Annotated in this window: 14 protein-coding genes; 3 read left to right on the forward strand and 11 right to left on the reverse strand. The window is 67.6% G+C overall.

The window, feature by feature from the left end; all coding sequences use genetic code 11:
* Positions 1-2: 2 nt before the first annotated feature.
* From QQX02_RS05760 to QQX02_RS05780, 5 genes are all read right to left on the reverse strand, one after another.
* Positions 3-1,019: an alpha-ketoacid dehydrogenase subunit beta gene (locus QQX02_RS05760; protein ID WP_301141818.1), complete on the reverse strand. Its 1,017-nt coding sequence runs from the start codon at positions 1,017-1,019 to the stop codon at positions 3-5.
* Positions 1,019-2,164, reverse strand: a complete 1,146-nt coding sequence (locus QQX02_RS05765; RefSeq protein ID WP_301141819.1) for a thiamine pyrophosphate-dependent dehydrogenase E1 component subunit alpha — start codon at positions 2,162-2,164, stop codon at positions 1,019-1,021. The genes QQX02_RS05760 and QQX02_RS05765 overlap by 1 nt, the downstream gene beginning before the upstream one ends.
* Positions 2,165-2,271: 107 nt before the next feature.
* Positions 2,272-3,114, reverse strand: a complete 843-nt coding sequence (locus QQX02_RS05770; RefSeq protein WP_301141820.1) for a class I SAM-dependent methyltransferase — start codon at positions 3,112-3,114, stop codon at positions 2,272-2,274.
* A gap of 226 nt (positions 3,115-3,340) precedes the next feature.
* On the reverse strand, positions 3,341-5,686 hold the full coding sequence (locus QQX02_RS05775; RefSeq protein ID WP_301141822.1) for a glycosyltransferase: 2,346 nt from the start codon (positions 5,684-5,686) through the stop codon (positions 3,341-3,343).
* A gap of 35 nt (positions 5,687-5,721) precedes the next feature.
* Positions 5,722-6,771: a hypothetical protein gene (locus QQX02_RS05780; protein ID WP_301141823.1), complete on the reverse strand. Its 1,050-nt coding sequence runs from the start codon at positions 6,769-6,771 to the stop codon at positions 5,722-5,724.
* A 92-nt stretch (positions 6,772-6,863) separates the two neighbouring features.
* On the opposite strand from QQX02_RS05780, the gene QQX02_RS05785 reads away from it, so the two are divergent.
* Positions 6,864-7,889 (forward strand): glycosyltransferase family protein, encoded by a 1,026-nt coding sequence (locus tag QQX02_RS05785; protein WP_301141824.1) that lies wholly within the window; start codon positions 6,864-6,866, stop codon positions 7,887-7,889.
* 32 nt (positions 7,890-7,921) lie between these two features.
* Here the strand turns inward: QQX02_RS05785 and QQX02_RS05790 are convergent, their stop codons facing one another.
* From QQX02_RS05790 to gmd, 3 genes are all read right to left on the reverse strand, one after another.
* A complete protein-coding gene (locus QQX02_RS05790; RefSeq protein ID WP_301141825.1) occupies positions 7,922-10,540 on the reverse strand; it encodes a glycosyltransferase in 2,619 nt (872 codons plus the stop codon).
* A gap of 156 nt (positions 10,541-10,696) precedes the next feature.
* On the reverse strand, positions 10,697-12,631 hold the full coding sequence (locus tag QQX02_RS05795; protein WP_301141826.1) for a DUF2264 domain-containing protein: 1,935 nt from the start codon (positions 12,629-12,631) through the stop codon (positions 10,697-10,699).
* A 122-nt stretch (positions 12,632-12,753) separates the two neighbouring features.
* Entirely contained in the window at positions 12,754-13,779 is a 1,026-nt protein-coding gene (gene gmd, locus QQX02_RS05800) for a GDP-mannose 4,6-dehydratase (protein WP_301141827.1), read from the reverse strand.
* 135 nt (positions 13,780-13,914) lie between these two features.
* On the opposite strand from gmd, the gene QQX02_RS05805 reads away from it, so the two are divergent.
* Complete coding sequence (locus QQX02_RS05805) at positions 13,915-14,868, forward strand: GDP-L-fucose synthase family protein (RefSeq protein WP_301141828.1); 954 nt, start codon at positions 13,915-13,917, stop codon at positions 14,866-14,868.
* Between the two features lie 61 nt (positions 14,869-14,929).
* Here the strand turns inward: QQX02_RS05805 and QQX02_RS05810 are convergent, their stop codons facing one another.
* Both QQX02_RS05810 and QQX02_RS05815 read right to left on the reverse strand, forming a co-directional pair.
* The gene (locus tag QQX02_RS05810; protein WP_301141829.1) at positions 14,930-16,117 is read right to left on the reverse strand and encodes a DegT/DnrJ/EryC1/StrS family aminotransferase; all 1,188 of its coding nucleotides are present in this window, start codon (positions 16,115-16,117) and stop codon (positions 14,930-14,932) included.
* Between the two features lie 102 nt (positions 16,118-16,219).
* Positions 16,220-18,307 (reverse strand): glycosyltransferase family 10 domain-containing protein, encoded by a 2,088-nt coding sequence (locus QQX02_RS05815; protein WP_301141830.1) that lies wholly within the window; start codon positions 18,305-18,307, stop codon positions 16,220-16,222.
* A 68-nt stretch (positions 18,308-18,375) separates the two neighbouring features.
* Between QQX02_RS05815 and QQX02_RS05820 the strand changes: the two genes are divergently transcribed.
* Entirely contained in the window at positions 18,376-20,589 is a 2,214-nt protein-coding gene (locus tag QQX02_RS05820) for an acyltransferase family protein (protein ID WP_301141831.1), read from the forward strand.
* Between the two features lie 66 nt (positions 20,590-20,655).
* Here QQX02_RS05820 and QQX02_RS05825 read toward each other — a convergent pair whose 3' ends face one another.
* Positions 20,656-22,521 (reverse strand): SpoIID/LytB domain-containing protein, encoded by a 1,866-nt coding sequence (locus QQX02_RS05825; RefSeq protein WP_301141832.1) that lies wholly within the window; start codon positions 22,519-22,521, stop codon positions 20,656-20,658.
* Between the last annotated feature and the right edge of the window lie 17 nt (positions 22,522-22,538).

The raw sequence follows: 22,538 nt of genomic DNA on the forward strand, positions 1-22,538 counted from the left end.
CCTCAGTGCGCCATCACTCGATCGACGGCATCAAGCACGCGATCGAGGCTCGGCAGGTAGTCGTGCTCGAACTTGGCTCCAGGGTAGGGCGTGTGGAAGCCACCCACGCGGAGCACTGGCGCATGGAGGTGGAAGAACGCCTGCTCCGTCACACGTGCCGACAGCTCCGCGCCCGAGCCGAATGCGGTCGGGGCCTCGTGGACCACCACCACGCGGCCGGTGCGCTTCGCCGAGTTCACCACGGTGTCCGAATCGAGCGGGGAGATCGAGCGCAGGTCGATGACCTCGACGTCCGTCCCCTCCTCCCGTGCGACCTCAGCGGCCTGGAGAGCGAGCCGCACGGTGGGGCCGTAGGCGACGAGCGTCACATCGGCGCCCTCGCGGGCGATGCGCGCCTTGGCCATCTCGGCGGTCGCGAGCGCCTCGCCGTCGGGTTGGTCGAGCTGGGCCTTGACCCGCGCGATGTCGACCTCTCCCTTGTCCCAGTAGCGGGCCTTGGGCTCGAAGAACATCACCGGATCCGGGCACGCGATGGCCTGCTGGATGAGGTCGTAGGCGTCCTGCGGCGTCGCCGGGGACACCAGCCGCAGTCCGGCGGTGTGCGCGAACAGCGCCTCGGGGCTCTCCGAATGGTGCTCGACCGCGCCGATGCCACCTGCGAACGGCACGCGGATCACGATGGGGAGGGTGATCGCGCCTCGCGACCGGTAGTGCATCTTGGCCAGCTGGGTGGTGATCTGGTCGTAGGCGGGGAAGATGAACCCGTCGAACTGGATCTCGATGACGCTGCGGTAGTCGCGCATCGCCATGCCGATCGCCGTGCCGACGATTCCTGACTCGGCGAGCGGCGAGTCCATGACGCGCGAGTCGCCGAAGTCCTTGTGGAGGCCATCCGTCACGCGGAACACGCCGCCGAGGGCGCCGATGTCCTCACCCATGAGCAGCACCTTGGGGTCGCGCTCCATCGCTGCGCGCAGTCCCGCATTGATGGCGCCGGCCATCGTCATCCGCTCCGTCATCAGTGCGCCTTCCCCTCGGCTGCGGTCTCACCGTCGGCGAACGACGCCTCATAGCGCTCGAACCATGCGCGCTCCGCCTCGACGGTGGCGTGCGGGAGTGCGTAGACGTCGTCGAACATCGTGAGCAGCGGCTCGCGCTCCCACGACCGCACGGCGGTGCGCGCACGTTCGCACAGCGCCTTCGCCTCGGCCTCGACCTCGGCACGGAACTCGGCGGACAGCTCGCCACGGTTGGTGAGGTAGGCCTCGAGGCGGGAGATCGGGTCGCGCTCCGCCCAGTACGACTCCTGAGCCTTGGACCGGTAACGCGACGGGTCGTCGGAGGTGGTGTGCGCCCCCATGCGATACGTGAACGCCTCGATGAAGACGGGGCCGCCGCCTGAGCGGGCGTGACGCACGGCCCACTGGGTGACGGCGTGGCACGCGATCACATCGTTGCCGTCGACGCGCACGGTGGGGATGCCGAACCCCTTGCCGCGATCCGCGAGCGGCACCTTCGACTGTCGCGTCGCGGGCTCGGAGATCGCGAACTGATTGTTCTGTACGAAGAACACGACCGGTGCGTTGTAGACGGAGGCGAAGGTCAGCGCCTCGCTGACGTCACCCTGCGACGTGGCGCCGTCACCGAAGTAGCAGACCGCTGCACCATCACGATCGGGGTCGCCGCTGGCGACCAGGCCGTCGCGGTCGAGGGCCATCGCGTAGCCCGTGGCGTGCAGCGCGTGCGAGCCGATGACGAGGGTGTAGAGGTGGAAGCCGTGGTCCTTGGGGTTCCACGCGCCGTGCTGCAGGCCGCGGAAGATCTTCAGCACGTCGACCAGGTCGACATCCCGCGTGAGGGCGACGCCATGCTCGCGGTAGCTGGGGAACACGAAGTCGGGCTCACGAAGCGCGTGGCCGGAGCCGATCTGCGCGCCCTCCTGACCGAGGGACTGCACCCACAGACCCAGCTCGCCCTGGCGCTGCAGACTCGTGGCCTCCAGATCGAAGGCGCGCAGCACTGTCATGTCCCGCCAGAACGCGCGCAGATCGTCCGCGGACAGGTGTGCCGCATACGGAGAGAAGGTCTCGTTCTCGACCGGCTCACCTGTGTGCGTGAGCAACTGGACGAGACCTTCCGACGACAGGGGTCCGACTGCGTCCACCGAGGCTCCCAAGGATCGTGCGACGCGGGGCGCGAAGGCGGCCCGCCTGGCTAACTTACGCAAGCGTAGGCTACGGTCGCGTAGGTTTCAAGCGCGACGACGCCACGTCACAGCGAGGTGAAGAACTTGAGGTCGGGGGATGTCACCACCCACAGCGACTTCTCGCCCTCGTAGGTCGTCGTCTCGTACGCGATCCCGGCGGCGTCGAGCGCCTCGAGGATCGACTCCGCGGTGCGCCGTTCACCGGGGCGGTTGTAGTCGTCGAGCATGACCACGAATCGCTCCGCGAGCGAGTGGGGAATGAGGTCGAGGACGTCGATCCGCGCTCGCTCCGCTCCGCCCCCGAACGGCCCGTCCACCACGATGAGGTCGTAGCGTGCGTCGCTGACGGCGTCCGCGAAACCGTCGTAGCGCAGCACGGGCTCCCCCTCGTCCTGCTCGACCGTGGTGAGGTCAAGCCTGCGCACCCGCGTCGTGCTCGGAAGCGCGAAGTTCGCGGCGAAGCTCGTGATCCACTCCGGGTCGTGCTCCACGACAGTGTGGGCGATGCCGTCAGTTCCCTGCGAGTACTGCGCCGCGACCTTGGTCGACTGCCCGAGGCCGAGCTCCAGGATCGTCGTGGGCCTCATCTCGTCGAGAACGCGATACAGCACGTAGAGGAAGGGATAGCCGACGGCCCAGCGGCCGGGCGACACCGCCTTCTCCGTGAACCACTCGCTCTCAGCAATCGTGTCGTGGTAGATCGCGCTCCACACGGCCTCGCGCGCGGCCCGACGCCCAGCACGCGAACCGCGGCGGACGTCCTCGACCGAAGCAGTGAGCTCTGCCAACGCATCGCTCATCCCGCTGGGCTCGTGCCCAGGCCCGACCCGCTCGCCGTCACCGTACGGAAGCAGCGCGGACTGCAGGCGAGCGATCTGCGAGTCCAGCGCCTCCAGGCTTGCCGTCACTTCGCGGTGCTGTCTCTGGGCGAGTTCGCGTTGCCTCGCGGCGGCCGCGCTGACCGTTCGCCCAGTCACGGGCAGGTACTGCACGACCCGCCGAATCGCATTCCTCAGCACTGCCCACCCCTCTACGCCGAGCACGGCTCACATGGTGCCCGCGCACGCCCCTGGTGCGCCAGCTTCGTCGCACGATCGGCGACACCTCCAGCATGCCATCACGATCGCGAACCAGTCACGTGGTGAATCTGCTCCGCAGCCGTCGTGCGAGTGGCTCGAGGCGTGGCACCGTGCGCACCACGCCGCGCGCCCCTGTCGCGAGGCGCCGCTTGGCGCGACCCGCCAGCGATGTGTCACGCGCGCGACCGGCCCTCCGACGAGCGCGGGAGCCTGGTGCGTGGCGCTCCGCATAGAAGATCGTCCAGTCGATGAGCTGCTTCGCGTCATCCAGGGTGGGCTCGGGTGAGTACTCCGGCGGCAGCGTGCCCGCGATGACCCGCTGGTAGAGGTCGCGGAAGTCGTACGAACGGGCCCGCTCGGCCGCCTCGATCGACGCCGCAGACAGCCGCTGGTAGCGGTCGGGGTCGTCGACGAGCACCGCGATCTGCCGCGCGAGCGCCGTGGCGTCACTCTGCGGAGCCACGATGAGCCCGTGGTTGTCCTGCACGAGGGTGAGCCATGGCAGCTCGTACATCGCGACAGGCAGCCCCCTCGCCTGCGCCTCCGCGAGAGTCAGCTGATACCCCTCGATGATGCTGGTCGTCACGAACACGTCTGCGGTGTCGATCGCCGCAATCAGCGCCTCACCTCGCAATGGCCCCACCACGGTGACGCTGCCGGACAGCCCACGTCCGTCGACCTCAGCAGCGAGATCGGCTTCGGTGAAGCCGGCCCACTCCGGCCCGATGATGCTGAGGTGGAAGTCGACCGAGAGCCGTTGAAGCTCGGCGGCGACGTCGACGAGTTGGCGCACCTGCTTGGTGTGCTGATCCAGGCGACCGACCCACACAAGTTCGAGCCGCCCCTGCGGCGCCGGCTTGGGCTCAGTGATCCCAGAGGACTCGAGCAGCATCGGCGACGGCGGGTTGGGGAGGTACGCGGTGTGCGCGATTCCACGCAGCTTCCAGAACGCCACGTCGAGGGGCGAGAGCGTGACGAGCGTGGCCAGCGCATTCAGGTGTGTCGTGAGGAACGTCGAGAGCGTGCCCTGGTCGTACACGGGCCGCAACGCGAAGTTGTGAATCCAGCCGATGGTGGGGACGCCCAGCGCTCGGGCCATCAGCGCGTAGGCAGGCCAGTCGCGGCTGTAAAGAATCTGGTGGTCGATGATCACGTCGATCGCATCGCGGCGGCAGACCTCGGCCCACGTCTCGACACGCTCGGCCAGGCCATCACCGCCCACCTCCACGAACCGCGCACCGTCAGGCAGACCGTCCAGGTCGCTGCCAGCACGCCGTGCGGCGATCGTCACCTGGCAGCCCGCCTCGATCAGGTACCTCGCCTGCGACAGCAGGACCGCTGACACGCCGCCCGTCGTCAGCGTCGCCGTCACCAGCAGGACGCTCCGCACCGGGCGCTCGCCGAGGACGAGTCGCGTACCGTGCTCTGCCAGCACCTCCAGGGCATCCTTGCCGAAGGTGACGGCGGCCGTCACCACGTCGTGAGGGGACACGCGGTCGTGGAGCAGCGCGAGACTCTCGGTGCGCAGAGCCGGATTGACGTTGCTCTGCAGGTAGCCCAGCACGTTGGCGATCAACGCCAGGCGTGCCGAGTCATAGCTCGCGTGGAGCTGAGCGGCATCCGCGCTGGATGCTGCGAGCTCGCTCACGGCCGGCGCGATGCTGTCGATCGAGTCGATCGCACTCAGGTAGAACTCGAACTGCGAGAGCTCCTCGACGGGATGGCCGCTCCCGCCGCGACGGAAGTAGTACTTGTAGAGGTGGTCCTCCATCGACACGTAGCGCTTGGCGAGCGCCGCCACGAGAAACATGACCGGCAGGTCGTTGACGCGCCTGAGCACGAGCTCGGCCGGCAGCATCCGATACGCGTCGCGCAGCAGAGAGGTCGCGAAGAGGTAGCGCCACAACTGCCCTTGGGCGGGCTTGCCGACAGGGAACAATCCCGGCAGGACTGCATCGCCTTCGAGGCTCGCATGGGCGTGGCGCAGCCTGGACTGGTAGCCGCCGACCGTGCGCCCATCGGGGTTGAGGACCTCGACACCGAAGCCGACGAGATCTGCATTCGCCGCTCGCGCCTTCGCGACGGCGCGCTTGGCCGCGTCGGGGGCCAGCTCGTCGTCGCCGTCGAGGAACAGGATGTGGTCGGCCTGCGCGGACTCGACGCCGACCCTGCGACATTGCAGCGCCGAGACGTTGCTCTCCATACGGATCAGTCGGACCCGGGGATCGCGCGATTGAAAGCCCTCGATGACCTCGCGGGTGCTGTCCGTGGAGGCATCATCGACGCAGATCACTTCGATCGTGTCGAGGGTCTGGCGCAGGCAGCTCTCCAGGGCCGTCGAGATCCACCCCTCGTCGTTGTGGACGGGGATGATGATCGAGACGTCTGCAGGTGACGACATGGGGGAGTCTCCCTCGAGGTCCGTGGCGCGGACGCTCACGACACGGCGCTCATCGCGGACCGGATGCGCTGTCCGAGCTCCACGACCGAGGCTCGCGCCTTGTCCACGGCCGGGCCGAGCTCGGGGAGCTTCGACTCCAGCTCGGCCGCCGCATCGGGCATGCGATCGTAGGAGCTCACGAGACTGCCGAGGTCCGCGGCCGCGAGCAGTCGACTGATCTTCTGCGGGTCCGCCGCCGACCCGATGGGGTAGGCGCCTTCCGTCGCACCGATGATCAGCCCATGGGCGCGGTCGCTGATGACGACGAGCGACCGCGAATAGACGTCACGGACGTGCGCATCAAGATCGCTGTGCCGGGTGCTCGCGGCGACGAGGTACTCGCCGCCGAGCGCCTCCGCCAGACGCACCGCGCGCGGTGCGTCCCGAGCGACCTGTGCCACCGTGACGATGCGGGTCGAGGTCTGGGTTGCAAGCGCACGCACGGCCACCAGCCATGCGTCGTCCGGCCACGGCCTGTCGAAGCGCAGAGTCACGGCAAGGAGAGGGCGGCCCCCGCGATCGGCCCAGTCGGCAGTCGGCGCGCCGAGGGCGAACGCCCAGTCCGGCGCGACGTCGCCGAACCCGGCAGCGTCGCGTGAGCCCGCGTCCCGCCACGAGACCACCGCGGCGTCCCGGAGCACCGAGTCGAAGCACGCGGGGTCCACGGTGGACGGATCCTTGAGCCCCATGCCGGCCACGATGACCAGGCCGCCGGAGTCGACGGAGCGCCGCAGCGGTGCCGCCACGGACTCCACGGGAAAGGCGCGGCCGCGCGGGTTGATCTCGCCTGCCTCGAACAACTGGACCGGACGGGACGCTGCGTCACTGGCAGCCACCCACGCTGATCGCTTCGTGTAGATCAGGTCAGCCGGGTCGAGGGGAAGGCCCGTCACGTAGTCGCTCGACCGATTCTCGAGGAGGATGTGGAAGCGCGTGCCTTCTCCTCGTGCCGCCTCGTAGTAGGCCGCCCGCAGAGCAGAGTCTCCGAGATTGTCGTCCTGTCCGCCCAGATTGATGAAGACGTCCTGTGCAGTGCGCGTGTTCATAGGGCGCCAGTCTATGGGACGGGTCTTTGACGGGCCCGCCGGTCGTGGCATCCGAATTGTCCGCGTCAAGAGCCGCGCGGTATCGTGCGTGGGTGAAAAGCACCCCTGTCCTCACGGAGGCCCCCGCCCCGATCACGGTGTCCGTCGCTCAGAAGCTGATGTCTCCGAGCGTGGGATACGTCGATCAGATCGTCGGCGAGGACTCCGAAGGCCTGACGTTTCGGTCCTTCGCCGGCGTGCGCAGAGGTGCGAATGCGGACGTCATCCATCTGCACCGTCTCCACGCGCTCGGTGGCTCGCGCACGATGAGCGGCAAGGACCGCATCGCCGTCGCCCTCGCGTTCGCCGCCATGGTCAAGAGGAACCGGATCGCGCTCGTGCGGACCTGGCACGGTGCGGATGCGTCAGGCGGAGGTGGCCGCGCGGCGGGTTTGGCGAACTGGATTCTCAATCGGGTGACGACGACGTTCGTGATCGTCGACCCATCAACTCCGGAGCCACGCCGCGGATCCACTGCCCTGATCCCGTATGGCCACTACCGTGAGCGGTTCGTCGGCTACCCGCGCGTGGAGTCCACCGTGGGCCGAGTGCTCTGCATCGCGCCGCATCTCCACAAGAACGTCGACCAGGTCGTGGAGGCCTTCGTGGGGGGAGACGCGCCCCACATCTCTCTTCGCGTGGTCGGATCGGCTCCGCCCGAACGCGCAGACGGCATTGAGCGGCTCGCACAGGCGAAGCCCGATGCTGTATCGACGCGCATCGAGCGCATCTCCGACGGCACCATGGTGGAGGAGATCACTGGCTCGGAACTCGTGGTCCTCCCCAACACCAGCGAGATCGAGGACCTGCACATGATGTTCATGGCCCTCTCGCTCGACCGCCCGATCCTGGTGCCCGACAACGCGCTGACGCGGAGCCTGGCCACGAGCGTCGGGGCTGGCTGGGTGCACCGCTACCGTGCGCCGCTCACGGCTTCCAGCGTGTCCACTGCGGTGGAGAGCCTGCGGAGCGCACCACCGGCGGAACGTCCACGTCTCGAAGGCCGCGACCCTGGCACCACGGCTGCGATGTACGCCGAGGTCTTTATGGCCGCCGCGAAGAAGCGCCGCCCCCGCTGAACTGAGCCTCAGCCCTCAGCGCTCAGTCGACTTCAAGCGTCGTCGAGCGCGAAGGCGCCGAACGGGCGCGTGAGATCCACGTCTGCGCGCCCTTCCGCATCGGCGGCGAGTCCGTCGACGAAGCTCCGCCACTCGCCTTCTCCGACACGGGCCTTGGCTGCGAGCGCCTGCGGACCATCGGTGCGTGCCGCGAACCCGGGTAGCGCAGACACGTGGGACTCGGCCATCAGGGCGGGCAGCTCCCAGGGGCCGTCGAGCGAGGCGCCGTCGGTCGCGACAGGGAGCGCCCGACGAGGAATCCACGGGATGCGGCTGTACGACACGAGATCGTCGATGCCGAGCGTCCCCTGTGTCGAGCACTCGGCAACGGCACCGGACTGAGGGTCGACCACCAGTCCGCGAGCGATCTCGACGGTCTGACCGACATGATTCCTCAGCTCCGCCGTGATCCCCTCGTGGACCAGCGTTCCTGCATCGAGGATGCCCAGATGACCGCCGCCAAGTGCCCGGAGCCGCTGTGCCGCGACGGCGATCTGGTGATGAGGGGACAGTGGCTCCGCAGCGTCCACCACTGCGACCCGACCGTCGGCAGCGTCGAACGTCGTGTCGGCCGGGACCACGACGATCGCGCGCCAGTGGCCGTCGGTCTGCGCGGTCAGCGAGGCGAGGGTCTGCTCGATCAGTGCGCCGCTCGCGCTGCTCTCAGCCACGATGGCGAACAGCACTGCGGAGGTCCCGTCCACCGGGTAGGTCTGCGCGAGGGACCCCGCGCTGGGCTGGCGGCGCGGACCGCTCAGCATCGCGGGCGGAGCCCAGAACTCCCTCTGAGATGACTCGGCGTCGACTCGAAGGCGATCGAGCTCGGACGTCAGGTGCCAGACGGTGAAGGCACACGTGTACTGCGCGCGCGCGGCCGAATGGTGGTCCTCCGACCAGGCGCCTGCCCCGCGTTGGGTCAGCGACTGTTCGTGGAGCAGTCCGAAGCCCAGCGTCTCCCGGATGTCCCGAATGGCGCTCGAACCGAACACGGCGACCGCACGCTTCCAGTACTCCGAGTCGGCGCCGAAGCGCACGGTGTCGTAATCGCCGATGCGGTCGATCACCTCGCGTGAGAAGAACGTCGAGGCAGGGTTGGGATGTGCGAGAGTGACGCCCCAGCGACGGAACTCGATCCTGCCGTCGGGATAGGACCGCAGCCACTCGGATCGCGTCGCGAGCAGACCGGGGTCGGCCTGCATCGCATCCACGTGAACCTGAATCCGCTCCGGGTGCGCCCAATCGTCGGAGTCGTGGAATGTCACGTACTCGCCACGCGCAGCCCGGAACGCCAGGTTCCTGTTGCGGTAGGTGCCGCCGTTGGTCTCGGGCAGGATCAGCCTCACTCGCGGATCCGCCTGTGCGATCTCGGCGAGCGCCTCCGGCGTGCCGTCGGTGCTGAGATCGTCGACGACGATCAGTTCCAGGTTGGCGTACGTCTGCTCGAGGATCGACCGCACCGCATACTGAAGAGTGGCACTCGAGTTGTAGGTGCTCATCACGACCGAGACGAGCGGACCGTCGCTGAAGCTGTTCTCCGTCCGCTTCACCAACGATTCGAACGAGAACGCACCCGCATCGTCGGCAAGGGGGCGAGCACGGCCGACCGCGTCGAAGTAGGCGTTGAGCGCGTCACGCTGGTCGGTGAGCCTGCCCTCTTTCAGTGCATGGTTCGCGCGGGTCAGCCACAGCTGGGGGTCGGCGGAGTCATCGCCACCGACGGCGGTGCCATCGAGATGGGAGAGCAGGCGCTCTGCGCGGGTGCGGCGCTCTGGCGGTAGCTGCTCATCGGCGAGGACGGCCACGATGTCCTCGACCGCCCGCTCGGGCTCGCGGCTCCATGAGATCTCCGCACGGTCGAACCGCAGTTCACTCGAGCCACTCTCGATCTCGGAACTGATCAGCTGGACAGCGTCGTCGTAGCGCCCCACGCGGGTCATCGCCGCAGCGGCGATTCTGACCACCTCGACGTACGTTCGCTCTCCGAGCCGCCGCCGCAGCGCACGGGGCACGGCGTCGTACTTGTCGGAGAGCGCCTCGAACGACTGAACCGTGAACCCGGGTCCCAACGCGCGGGCACACCACTTGATCATGGCCACGTGGTAAGCCACCCAAGATGACTCATCGAGGCTCAGGCGCTCCCACTCGCGCATCTTCACGAGCAAGGCGCCTCTGTCGCGACGCGCGATCGCTGTCACGTCTCGCGCGGGCTCCTCCGGGCGCGGCACGAGCCTTCGGCGGGCCTTGAGCGCGGGTGGCGCAGGAACCGTCATACGTACCCCTGTCGGCCTTCCCATCGCCCGCCGAAGCACACGGACTGCGGCTCGCGGGGCTTCAAGCAGACGCCATCGTCGCGACCCGAGCACCGTGCCGAGCCGATCACGCAGATCGTCCGAGTGACGAATGAGCGCGTCGCGATCCGCGCTCAGCTTCCGTGCATTCACGAAGAGCGCACCCAAGGCGCGGGTCTCGCTCTCGAGTTCGGATCGGACCGCGACGAGCGACGACTCCAGGGCGCGGATGCGCTCGTGAAGCTCTCGCAGCTCTTGCAGGTCGGCGTCAGGTGCGGTCGACCCCGCGCTTGCCGCGGAGTCAGAACCGATGTCAGACGTCACGTGAGTCCTGCTCCTCCCATACGCGGTCGGCAGCCTCTGAGGGTGGCGTGCTCGGCCGAAGGACGTGTTGCCGACGAACGATACCAGTGACTGCCAGGGGCTCCCGGGGGTGGACAGGGGCTTGGCTCCTCAATCGCGGCGCTGCCCGCCGTGGGGCTATCTGCTGTTCTCGTGACGAGTCACCTCGAAGCCATTGCTCCACGTGATCGAGACGACCTCGCCATCAAAGGCGCGCACGTCGAGTCCATCGCGTCCCGCTCGCACGAGTGCGGGCTTGGTGTCCATGGCGTGGCGCGCGGTCTCCGGATCCACTGAGCCGAGGAAGGTCGCACACGCGAACCATCGATGCTCCTCAGGCCCCGCACGCAGATCGCTCGTCAGCACCGGCATCGCCGTCCCGACACCGAGGGGGTTCTCGTCAGCCGGGCGCGAGATGAGGGCGCCGTCGAGGCCGACGAGCCCGACGATCGCGCTGCAGGTCTCTCGACTGGACACGAGCGCGAACGGCTGAGCACTCCCGACATCCACCGTCTCCTCGGTCGCCTGATGGACGGCGAGACCCGCCCACCGAGCCGACCCTCGCAGATACTCCCCTCGAGGGACCCGCGCGACCTCGATGACCCAGTCGCCCGTCACGACGCTGACGTTGTGCACCTTCTGTCGGACGAACTCCACACTCGCGGCCCGCTCCGCGACCGCCGAGGAGTACTCGCCCGACCCCAACGGGACCCGGTGGGTGCCCCGAGACGAGGCCCAGTCGCGCCCATGGGCGAGCAGCTCGATGGATCCTCGGGACGAGAGAGAACCTCCCTCGTCGAAACTCAGTGCCCCCGCCAGTCCTTCGGCTGATCTCACCGGGGCAGTGCGTGAGCTGTACGACAGGCGTGAGTACCACGGATCGTCCACACGACCCTTCGAACTGCTCTCGATCCGCGACGTCGACCCATGATTGAAGAGTCGAACCGCGGATCCATCGTGGGTCGGGGCGATCAGCAGACCCGCCGTCTCGAACATCGCTGGTTCGTCACTCCACGGCAGCGTCGCCGAGGGGCCACGCCAGAACTCATGGTCGGCCTCCAGCACGAGGGGCACCAGACCCTTGCCTAGCCAGTACGACGCTCCGGGGCCCGAATAGTCCTGGCGCAGCGCCTCGGATCGGGACCAGCAGCCAACCCCGACGACGCCCTCGTCGTCCTGCAGGCCATGGTCGACGAAGAACTCGATGGTGCGGGCCGAGAACGTGCGCGCGTGCGACGCGGGGAACGGAAGCGCATCGACCAGGGTGGCGGCACCGACCGCGGCCAGCATCCCGAACCGATAGGTCAGGGACCGTCCGAACAGCACCGGCGCACCGGCGTCGTCGACGAGGTGCGTGAGGTCCTCGACGTGGCGGCGCAGCAAGGGCGCCACCTCGGCGGCGAGGCTCTCGTCGTCGTGCAGCCACGCCGCCAGAGCGGGGTAGTACAGCAGCGCCCAGGACGTGTAGTAGTCGTACGTTCCGCGCTTGCCGTCCGAGACCCAGCCGCCACCGCGAGGAAACTCGCCGACGCGATGCCACGCCTCACGCATCGTGGGGATCTCCGCGACGAGGTCCGCGTAGCCGGCGGTGCGCAGGAAGCCGGCGATGGTCGGCGGAAAGAACAGCCAGTTGTTCTCGGGAACGGTCGCCGCCGCGGCTGCCGCCAGCCATTGGGCGAGGTCATCCTGCGTGCGCGTCTCGAGTCGGTCCCACGTCACCGCGCGCGAGACCTGGAGTGCGACCGCGAGGGATGTGGCTTCGACGGTCGCATGGCCCTTGTACTCCGGGTCCGGCCACGCGCGCCTCTCGGCCGGACCCGAGACGGCGGACGTGAGGCCTTCGAGGTACACGTCGGTGATCTCCGGACGCGCCGACGTCGAGTCGCCCGCCAGGCGGAACGAGTGAAGCAGGAAGGTGCGGCAGAACGCCTCCATGGCATCGGCCTTATCCCCGTGCGCGCTCGTGACGCCCCTCAGGTGGACTCCGCCATCGTCGATGCGTCGGGCCGCAGGCTCGACCAGTCGGTCTGCCAACGCCACCCACTCGGCACGGCTCTGACCCCATGAGTTCATGCGTGCGCTCTCCCTGAGTCGGCGGACACCCTTAGCAACGGCGCACCGAGCGCCCAGACTCGTGAGGCTATCCGAGGCCGAGAGTTCTCACCATCGGAGGATGCGTCTCGTCTGCGGCTGTCTCAGGTGAAGCGAGCGGTGTCGACGTAGTGCGTTCCCTCCACCTTGAGGGACTCGATGTCGGCATCCACCATGATGCGTGCCAGCTCGGGCGTGAGGACCCTCGCCTCCCAGCCCAGCAGCTGCTTGGCCTTGGAGGCATCACCGATGAGCGCATCGACCTCGGTGGGCCGCAGGTACCGCTCGTCGAAGCGCACGAACTTCTCCCAGTCGAGCCCCACGTGAGAGAACGAGTGATCGAGGAAGTCACGGATGGACGCCGCGTGACCGGTCGCCACGACGTAGTCGGTCGGCTCGTCGTGCTGGAGCATGCGCCACATCGCTTCCACGTACTCGGGCGCATAGCCCCAGTCGCGGACGGAGTCGAGGTTGCCGAGGTACAGGGAGTCCTGCTTGCCTTCCAGGATGCGCGCCACCGCACGCGTGATCTTGCGCGTCACGAACGTCTCTCCACGGCGCGGGGACTCGTGATTGAACAGAATGCCGTTGACGGCGAACATCCCGTACGCCTCGCGGTAGTTCTTTGTCATCCAGTACGAGTACACCTTGGCGGCGCCATACGGCGACCGAGGATAGAAGGGAGTGTCCTCGTTCTGCGGGGGTGGGGTCGCCCCGAACATCTCCGAGCTCGAGGCCTGGTAATAGCGGGTGTCGAGACCGATGACGCGAATGGCTTCCAGGAGCCGCGTGGAACCGAGGCCCGTGACGTCACCCGTGTACTCGGGCTCGTCGAAGCTGACGCGGACGTGCGACTGCGCGGCCAGGTTGTAGACCTCGTGGGGCTGGATCGAGTCCAGCAGGGTCACGAGCCGTGAACCGTCCGTGAGGTCGGCGTGGTGAAGGTGAAGGCGCTTCTCCTCCTGAGGGGCCGAGACGAGGTGATCGATGCGGTGCGTGTTGAATGTCGACGCCCGTCGAATGAGGCCGTGCACCTCGTACCCCTTCGACAGCAGCAGCTCCGTCAGGTAGCTTCCATCCTGGCCGGTGACGCCAGTGACAACGGCGCGCTTCCTATCAGTGGTCGTCATGGTGGTCCTTGTCGATCGAGGAGCACGCCGTGCGCTGAGGCCCGTGCGTGGCGAAACCAGATCAGTGTAGCGGCGGGCTCGCGGCAGGGGCACGTTGATAGCATGGGCCACTCCCTAGCGGCCAGGAGGCCAACGATGCGGACTCTGACGCTCCCCCGAGACGCCACCATCTACATCGCGGGACACCGCGGCCTGGCTGGCTCAGCGCTCTGGCGCGGCCTCGAGGCGCGTGGCTTCTCCTCGCTCGTGGGGGTGCCGTCGGCGGAGGCGGACCTCCGGGACCGTCAGGCAGCGAGGCGCGTGATCGAGGACGTGCGGCCGGACGTGATCTTCCTCGCTGCGGCCCGCGTCGGCGGCATCGCCGCCAACATCGCGGCGCCGACGGACTTCCTGAGCGAGAACCTGCAGATCCAGGCCAACGTGATGGATGCCGCCGCCGCCAAGGGGGTCCCGAAGCTGGTCTTCCTCGGATCGTCGTGCATCTATCCGCGGCTCGCGCCCCAGCCGCTGCGCGAGGAGTACCTGATGACCGGCCCGCTCGAGCCGACGAACGAGGCCTACGCGGTGGCGAAGATCGCAGGCATCATGCACGTCAAGGCGGTGCGCCAGCAGTACGGACTGAAGTGGATCTCCGTGATGCCGTCGAACCTCTATGGGCCCGGTGACAACTTCCACCCCCAGAAGTCCCACGTGGTGCCTGGCATGATCCGTCGCTTTCACGAGGCGAAGGTCAACGGCGTCGAGGAGGTGGCGGTCTGGGGCACGGGACGCGCCCGCCGGGAGCTGCTGTTCGCTGACGACTTCGCAGACGGCACGCTTCATGCGCTCGAGCACTTCGATGGGTCGGACTTCATCAACGTCGGCAGCGGTGAGGACATCTCCATCGCCGACCTGGCCGCACTCGTGGCACGGGTGGTCGGCTACGACGGCACGCTGTCCCAGGACCTCAGCAAGCCGGACGGGATGCCTCAGAAGCTGCTCGACACCTCACGCATGCAGGAGCTCGGATGGACGTCGTCGACCTCGCTCGAGCAGGGCCTGCGCCAGACGTACGAGTGGTTCCTGTCCGAGGTCGCGGCGCACGAGTAGCGAGACGCGCTCCCTCAGCGAGCGGGACTGCGCGATGAGAGGGACTGCGCGGTGAAAGGGACTACGCGGTGAGGCCCCGAATCAGGGCCGCGACGCGGTTCAGCGCCTCCGATACGTCGTAGTGATGGTTCCCGATGAACAGCCCGTTGTCGTGGACGTCATCTGCATGCGGGAGTTCGGCCGGCACCGTGGCGTCGAAGTAGTCGATCACAGGGTTCCGCGTGAAGTTGCCCGCCACGATGGGCCTGGCATCGACCCCGGCATCGGCAAGTGCGCGCACGACCTCACCGCGACGCCCCTCGAGCCCGTCGGTCAGCGTCAGTGCGAAGCCGAACCAGCTGCTCTCGCCCACCTCTCGCTGGATCCTGACACCCGGCACCGAGGCAAAGGCGCGCTGGAACGCCTCCGCGTTGCGCCGGCGGCCCGCAACGATCGAGGGGAGCTTCTCCAACTGCAGCAGACCCAGGGCGCCGGACATCTCCAGCGGCCGGACGTTGTAGCCCGGCAGCACGAACCGGAACGAGTCCTCGAACGGGTCGCCCGACTTGCGGTGGAGCAGGTTGTCTGCCGGGAGGTCCCGGATCCAGCCATGAGCGCGCAGCGACAGCAGCGTCTGGTAGGTCCGCTCGTCATCCGTGACGACCAGCCCGCCCTCCATCGTCGAGATGTGGTGCGAGAAGAAGGAGCTGTAGGTGCCGAGCAGCCCAAAGGTGCCCGCTTGGCGCCCCGCGAACGTGGCGCCGAGGGCCTCGCAGTTGTCCTCGAGAAGAAGCAGGTCGTGCTCCGCGGTGAGGGCGCCGAGGGCGTCGAAGTCCTGAGGATTGCCCAGCAGGTTGACGGCGAACACGGCGCGGGTGCGAGGAGTGATCGCCTCCCGAGCCTTGTCGAGGTCCATGTTCAACGTCTCGGGATCGACATCGACGAAGACCAGGCGCAGACCGTACTGATGCAGCGGTGAGTACGTGGTGGCCCACGAGACCGCCGGCACCAGCACCTCGTCACCCGGGGCGAGGCGGATCTCGGGGTTCAGGATCGCCGCCGCCACGGCCAGCAGGTTCGCCGACGAGCCAGAGTTGACCATCACTGCGTGGCCGGAGCCCACGAACTCTGCGAACGCCCTCTCGAATTCTGCGACGCGAGGGCCCATAGTGAACCGGTCGGAGTCGATGACATCGATGAGCGCCGCGCGCTCGCGGTCATCCCATGTGGACGTGGCGAGAGGCAACGAGAAGTCGTCAGAAGGGGGCACGTCACTCCAATGCGGGTCAGCCGAGCACTCGGAAGTCCCCATCATTCCATGACGTACGCGTGATGAAGAGCCCGCGCGCACCTGTGGCACGGAAGCCCCGGCCTAACTCCGCGACTGCCACCAGCGACGGCGGGGTGGCTGCACCGCACGGAGCGGACGCGGCTCCGGGAGGGGATCTCCCCGCTGCGCGAGCAGCGCGAAGTCACGCGCGGCCAGGTGCGAGACGTCCCACGCCGTGCCGCGACGCGCGTCATTCTCATCGACTCCCTCGATGAACGAGGCCACGTCCTGGAGCCAGGACAGGCCCTGGGCCGCTTTGCCACCCTCCGTTGCCTGCTCGAGCTCCTTCAACTGGTCCTGCAGGCGTCGCACCCGCGCCACGATCTCGTCGCGAGGCATCCGCTCCATGTGCTCGTAGAGCGCCTCGATCGACTCGTAGTCGCGGAGATCGAGATATTCCTTCGACGGAAACAGTCTGTCCATCCAGCTCGAGCCGTAGTAGATGGGGAGGCATCCACCGCGAATGGCCTGCCACGGCTTCTCTGTCACGAAGCCAGGCACGTGGTTGTTCTCGAGGCAGAGATTGAACGAATAGCCACCGAGGATCGCATGCTTCGCCTCGGGCCACCCGCCCGTGGGGCTCCGAGACTCGCCCATGGTGGTGACATCGCCCCAGTCGCGACCGTAGATGTCGAACAGCCCTCGCTGCTGACCTCCGACCGCGATCCTGTGGCGCAGGCCCGTGAGGTCTTCGGCGAACTTGTCATGCGCCCAGGCCTTGGTCGATGCGAGCACCACGGCGCGCGACCGGTCGCCCTCGGCCGGGTCGAGGTACTGCCGCGGCCCGGACCGGAGCCAGTAGCGCCACGTGTCCTCCAGGCCCGCCGTCCACACCCCCAACGAGAAGACCTCTGACGTGCCGATCCGCGAGTAGAGCGGAAGACTTCTGGTGAACAGCGGCTCGTAGGTGTGAAAGACGATTCGGGGCGATTGGCCTGCAAGATCGAACAGTTCGCGCTGGTGATAGGCGACAGCCCACGCGGCGTCTGCGGGGTCGTCGACCACCGTGAATCCGCGTTCACGCCAGACGTCCTTGCGGTCCTCACTGTTCATGTAGGGGATCGCGTCGGAGAGATACACGGTGCGCGCGGCAGGGCGGTCCGCGACGCTCGTCGTCGGCGCCGTCTCGGCGACGTGTGTCTCGATGTCGGCGACGAACCGACCGAGACGCTTGTCGCGGTAGTCCAGGATGCTGGCCGCACCGGCGCCGAGCCCGCCCTGCGCGCGGACTGCGGTGTCATTCCGGTAGTCGATGTAGCCCACGACGTCGTCAATCCAGCGCGTGCGCACGGGATCGCGCCCCTTGGCTCCGCTCTCGAGCTCGCGCAGGGCGCGCTGCAGCTCCAGCACGCGGTCAGCGATCTTCGATCGCCGCAGCGACGCGATGCCATCCAGGACCGCGTCGACGCCGTCGAAGTCGCGCAGGTCGACGTATGCGCCTCGGGGGATGAGCTCGTCGAGCCAGGACGACCCGAAGTACACCGGGAGACACCCGGCCCGGATCGCCTGCCAGAGCTTCTCCGTCACGAAGCCGCGCACGTGTGCGCTCTCGAGACTGATGTTGACGGCGCACCCTTGGAGGATCCGGTGCTTGGCGTCCGAGAACGACTCTCCCTTCGGATGCCGCGAGTCCTCGACGATCTCGACGCCGTCCCAGCCCTGGCCGTAGACGTCCACCTGGCCGCGCTCGTAGCCCCGGACTCCGAGGTCGTAGCGGATCTGCGTGAGATCTTCGCTCACCACGCCGTGACGGAAGGGCTTGACCGATGCCAGCAGCGCCGTGCCGGACCGTCGCCCCTGCCTCGGGTCGACGTACTCGCGCGGACCATTGGTCAGCCAATGCCGCCATGATTCCTCGAGACCCACGGTCCACGGGCTGAACGACCTCACGCGCGTGCCGTCGGCGGAGGCATCGAGGGGCCACGCAGGCGTGTAGAAGGGCTCGTACGTGTGAAGCACCACCTCGGGCACGACCCCGAGAATGCCGTCGAGTTCGTCCTGGTGGTAGGCGATCGCCCAGTCCGCATCGCCGGGAGCTGCGACCAGCTCGTGACCGGAGGACTCGAGCCTCGCTCGCGCCTGGGGACTCGCCATGTAGGTCGAGCGGGCGCTGATGAAGACCCTGGACAACGGGAGGCCTCTCGCATGCGTGGGAGGTGAACGCGCCCAGGCTAGCACCCGAGTGCTCCCCTTTGTGCTTGACTTTCCTGGTCTGCGGCACCGAGGTGTGCGGAGATCTGCGGCTCAGCCGTGTGACGAGAGAGCAGCCGATCGACAAGGAGAAGGCCTCAATGACGGCACCGCCGGCGTCCCAGCCGCGCCACGCGGCCCGCGCGCTTGCCGGGAGCGCGGATGGGCGTGGCTTCCGCCGAGACATCGAGGGGCTACGCGCCGTCGCGGTAGGGCTCGTCCTGGCGTACCACGCTGGCCTTCCGCTCATCTCGGGCGGCTTCGTCGGCGTGGACGTGTTCTTCGTGATCTCCGGCTTCCTCATCACCAGCTTGCTGCTGCGCGAGATCGAGACGACGGGCCGCGTCCACATGGCATCTTTCTGGGCGCGCCGCGTGCGGCGCCTCCTGCCAGCGGCGACGGTGGTCCTCCTTGCCACCGTGGCCGCCACGTGGGCGGTGGGGCCGGTGACACAGCGCACCCTGTTCGCGGGCGACATCATCGCTTCCGCCACCTCAGTGGTGAACTGGCGACTCGCGGATCGCTCGGTCGACTATCTGGCCGAGGACGTCGGAGTGTCGCCCGTGCAGCACTTCTGGTCGCTTGCGGTGGAGGAGCAGTTCTACGTGGTCTGGCCCCTGCTCATAGCGGTGGTGGCGGCCGTTGCTCTGAAGCGAGGGCGCGGTCTCCGCTCCACGAGCCTGTACGCCCTGGCGGCGATTCTCATTCCGTCCTTCGGGTGGTCGCTCCTCTACACCTCGTCGGAGCCGTTGAAGGCATACTTCGTGACCACCACCCGCCTCTGGGAGCTCGCCGTCGGGGCCATCATCGCAGTGGCGTCCGTGCACTTGACCCGCGTGGGACAGCGCACGCGGGCCGTGCTCGCTTGGGTGGGGCTCATCCTGATCGCGATCGCCGCATTCGGCCTCGAGGCGACGGACCCGTTCCCTGGATGGCGCGCCGCGGTGCCGGTCGTGGGAGCGGCCCTCGTGATCGCCGCCGCGATAGGCGGAGGGTCCGGACTGGCACAGCGCGTGCTGTCCTGGGGACCGCTCGTGTGGATCGGTGGACTCTCGTACTCGCTCTACCTGTGGCACTGGCCGATGCTGGTGGTGCTGCAGGACTGGATGGGGTTCGAGGGGCGTCGGTGGGGGGTCGTGATCGTGCTCGCGAGCATTCTTCCGGCGTGGCTGAGTCGGCGGTTCGTCGAGGATCCCGTCCGCTTCTCGCGCACGCTCCGCGGCAATGCCAGCGGCTCCCTCTCGGTGGGTCTCAACCTCGTCCTCGCGAGCGTCGTTGCGGCGCTCATGGTCGTCATCAACCCGCTCCTCGGGGCAACGACCAGCACGTCCCCGTCGGGTCCACCTGAGGACGTGATCGGGGCCCGGGCGCTGGGAGACGATCCAGAGTCCTCCGTCGAGGCGACACCGCGCGCGTCGTACGGATCAGTCGAGCCGAACCCCTTGGTCGCCCACGAGGACATCCCCGAATGCTGGTCGGCCACTACCGCGAGCGATGAACTCAACCCTTGCGCCATTGGGGACCCCGATGGAGACGTCGCGGTGGTCGTCCTCGGGGACTCCAAGATCCAGCAGTACGCCGACGCGTTCGACGGAGTGTTCGCAGAACTGGGGTGGTCGGGCACCGTGATGACAAAGTCGAGTTGCGCCTTCTCGGACGCGCGCTCTGCCGCGGACGGTGGTACACGTCCGTACACCGGGTGCGAAGTCTTCAACGGCCGAGTGCTCGAGTGGCTCGACGAGAATCCCCAGGATCTCGCCATCACATCACAGCGGTTGAGCCTCGGGTACCTTGGCGACGATTTTCGCGAGCGGACTGAAGAGGACATGGTTGCCGGGCTCGCAGCCCGCTGGACCGCGCTGCAGGACCGGGGCACCGAGATCATCGTCGTGCTCGACAATCCGGCGCCGCCGAAGGATCTCATCATGCTCGAGTGCACCGCCGCCAACCCCGACGCCATGGATACCTGCTCGTTCGACCGCGCCGATGCGATCGCATGGAGCGCCGCGCCCACGCAGCTCAAGGCGGCGGCGCTCGTCCCAGACGTCCAGGTGGTGGACTTCCACGACTACATCTGTCCCGGGGAGTCCTGCACCCCTGTCATCGGCGGCGCGCTGGTCTACCGGCAGGGGTCCCACATCACGAGCACCTATGCGCAGTCGATGCACGACGTTCTCGTCGAACGCCTCAGCGGCGCCTACAGAGTCGCACGGGAGAGCTGACGCGCGAGGCCGCAGACACTCAGGGGTGAGAGGTCTTCGGACAACCCCGCGCCGAAACTCCGCCCGTCAGTGGTTGGGGGTGAACGACCACAGCCACGGCGACTTGCCGTTCGCCAGTCTGCTCCGGATGCGTTCCGCGCCGGTGATCGAGGACGTCTTCCCCGTGGACGAGGTCGCCGTGACCTTCGTGGCCGCCGCGTCCGAGCCACCAGCCGTGCGCGATACCACTCGGATCGACACCACGTCTGCGAGACCGAAGACCGACCGTGCCTTGGACTGCGACATGGTCTGCGTCCACGCACGGTTGGGGTTGATGCTCGTCTCGGACCAGGGGTCGTCGACCGATCTCAGGTACGGGAGGGCCGCGCTCCAGATGTCCTCGCTGTTCTCCGTCTGTCCGCCGGAGGACGAGTAGTAGTACGTCTGGGCGATCGAGCCACCGGAGGTGAGGACCTTCCCCGTGGTGCCGCTCGAGGCATTGGTCGCGTCGACGGCCGCCACCCAGCGCTTGCCGTAGTAGGCGTTGGTTCCCTCGTTCTCCTTCTGCCAACCCGAGAACTGCTGATCACGAGTGTCGTCGTAGATGTGGCAGTCGCAGTTGTCCGAGAAGTTGCCCATCTGGCGAAGTGCGTACCCTCGGGCGACGATCGCCTGCGCCTGGAGCGCATCGGGATCCCACGACGAGGGCATCTCGGCGATGCCGTACAGGTACTCGGTGTTGAGCTTCACTTGGTTCGAGATGATGAGCCGTGGGTACGACTCGCTCGGGACGCTCACGCGGAGCTGACCGTGACGGTACGTGCCATGCGAAGCGCGCGTACTCGTGCCCCGCTTGTAGAGCTCGGCGTACGCCTTGACGCTCGACCCGCTCTGGTAGTCGCGAGTGCCCTCCCAGTTCAGGATCACACGCTCTGCCGTGAACGTGCGTCCATCGGGTCGTTCGACCTCCACTTCATTGCCGTCGCGGGTGACCTTGAGACGCTCTCCCGCATTGCCGTACCAGGTGTCGGCGGGCGTGGCTCCGACGTCATAGAAACTCAGTCGCCATTTGCCGCGGGCGATGAGATCCACACTGTTGCGGGAGTCGGTGCCCGATCCGAACACTTCGACCTTGAGGTTGCGATCGGCCGCGACCGTGCTGACGGACGTGCCGGTGTAGTACTTCTGAAGGATGCTGTTGGCCGAGTATCCCTCGAGTGCCATCGCCTGAGCGCCGTACTGGGACATGCCGACGCCGTGACCGAATCCGGCACCCTTGACGGTGAAGGACGTCGGCACGATGGCCGGAAGATCGACGTCTGGACTCCCTGAGGCCCGGTACAGGAACACGATGGTCGCGCCGCGCGTGACATCGTCGCGCGGGCGGAAGGTCCCGTCCGAGTATCCGCCCGAGATCCCCGACTGATCCATCCAGGCGACCTCTTTGTAGAACTTCGACCTGGGGGTCATGTCCGTGAAGGGCGACCTGCTCGGCGGAGTGAAGGACGGCTCCCCCAGGTACCGATACATGAACACCGCCATCGCGTCGCGGTTGATGTTGTCCTTGGGACGGAAGGTGCCATCGGCATAGCCATTGCTGATGCCCTGCTGATCCATCCACACCATCTGCCGGTAGAACGTGGTGCTCGGGGTCACGTCCTTGAACGGGGACTTCGAGGGAAGCGTCACACTGGGGCTGCCGGCCAGCTCGTACAGGTAGACGGCGAAGGCGTCGCGGGTCACCGACGAGTTCGGCCCGAACCTGCCGTCACTGAGTCCGTTGGTGATGCCTTCTTGGGCAGCCCACGTGATCTCTTTGTAGAACTTGTGGCTCGGCGGGATGTCCGAGAAGTCCTGGGCCGATGCGGCCACGGCGAACAGCGGAACGGCGAGGACGGCCGCAGCAAGCGCGGCCGTGGCGCGGCCGAGGGCCCTCAGTGTCGGGAAGGGCATGGGAACCACCTTGGATA

It is taken from the genome of Demequina muriae (assembly GCF_030418295.1).
GTDB lineage: Bacteria > Actinomycetota > Actinomycetes > Actinomycetales > Demequinaceae > Demequina > Demequina muriae.

What these genes read in the sequence shown, in the direction of transcription:
- QQX02_RS05760 (WP_301141818.1), bottom strand. Translation starts at nt 1,019, where the DNA reads ATGACGGAGCGGATGACGATGGCCGGCGCCATCAATGCGGGACTGCGC.
- QQX02_RS05775 (WP_301141822.1), bottom strand. Translation starts at nt 5,686, where the DNA reads ATGTCGTCACCTGCAGACGTCTCGATCATCATCCCCGTCCACAACGAC.
- gmd (WP_301141827.1), bottom strand. Translation starts at nt 13,779, where the DNA reads ATGACGACCACTGATAGGAAGCGCGCCGTTGTCACTGGCGTCACCGGC.
- QQX02_RS05825 (WP_301141832.1), bottom strand. Translation starts at nt 22,521, where the DNA reads ATGCCCTTCCCGACACTGAGGGCCCTCGGCCGCGCCACGGCCGCGCTT.
- QQX02_RS05780 (WP_301141823.1), bottom strand. Translation starts at nt 6,771, where the DNA reads ATGAACACGCGCACTGCACAGGACGTCTTCATCAATCTGGGCGGACAG.
- QQX02_RS05795 (WP_301141826.1), bottom strand. Translation starts at nt 12,631, where the DNA reads ATGAACTCATGGGGTCAGAGCCGTGCCGAGTGGGTGGCGTTGGCAGAC.
- QQX02_RS05805 (WP_301141828.1), top strand. Translation starts at nt 13,915, where the DNA reads ATGCGGACTCTGACGCTCCCCCGAGACGCCACCATCTACATCGCGGGA.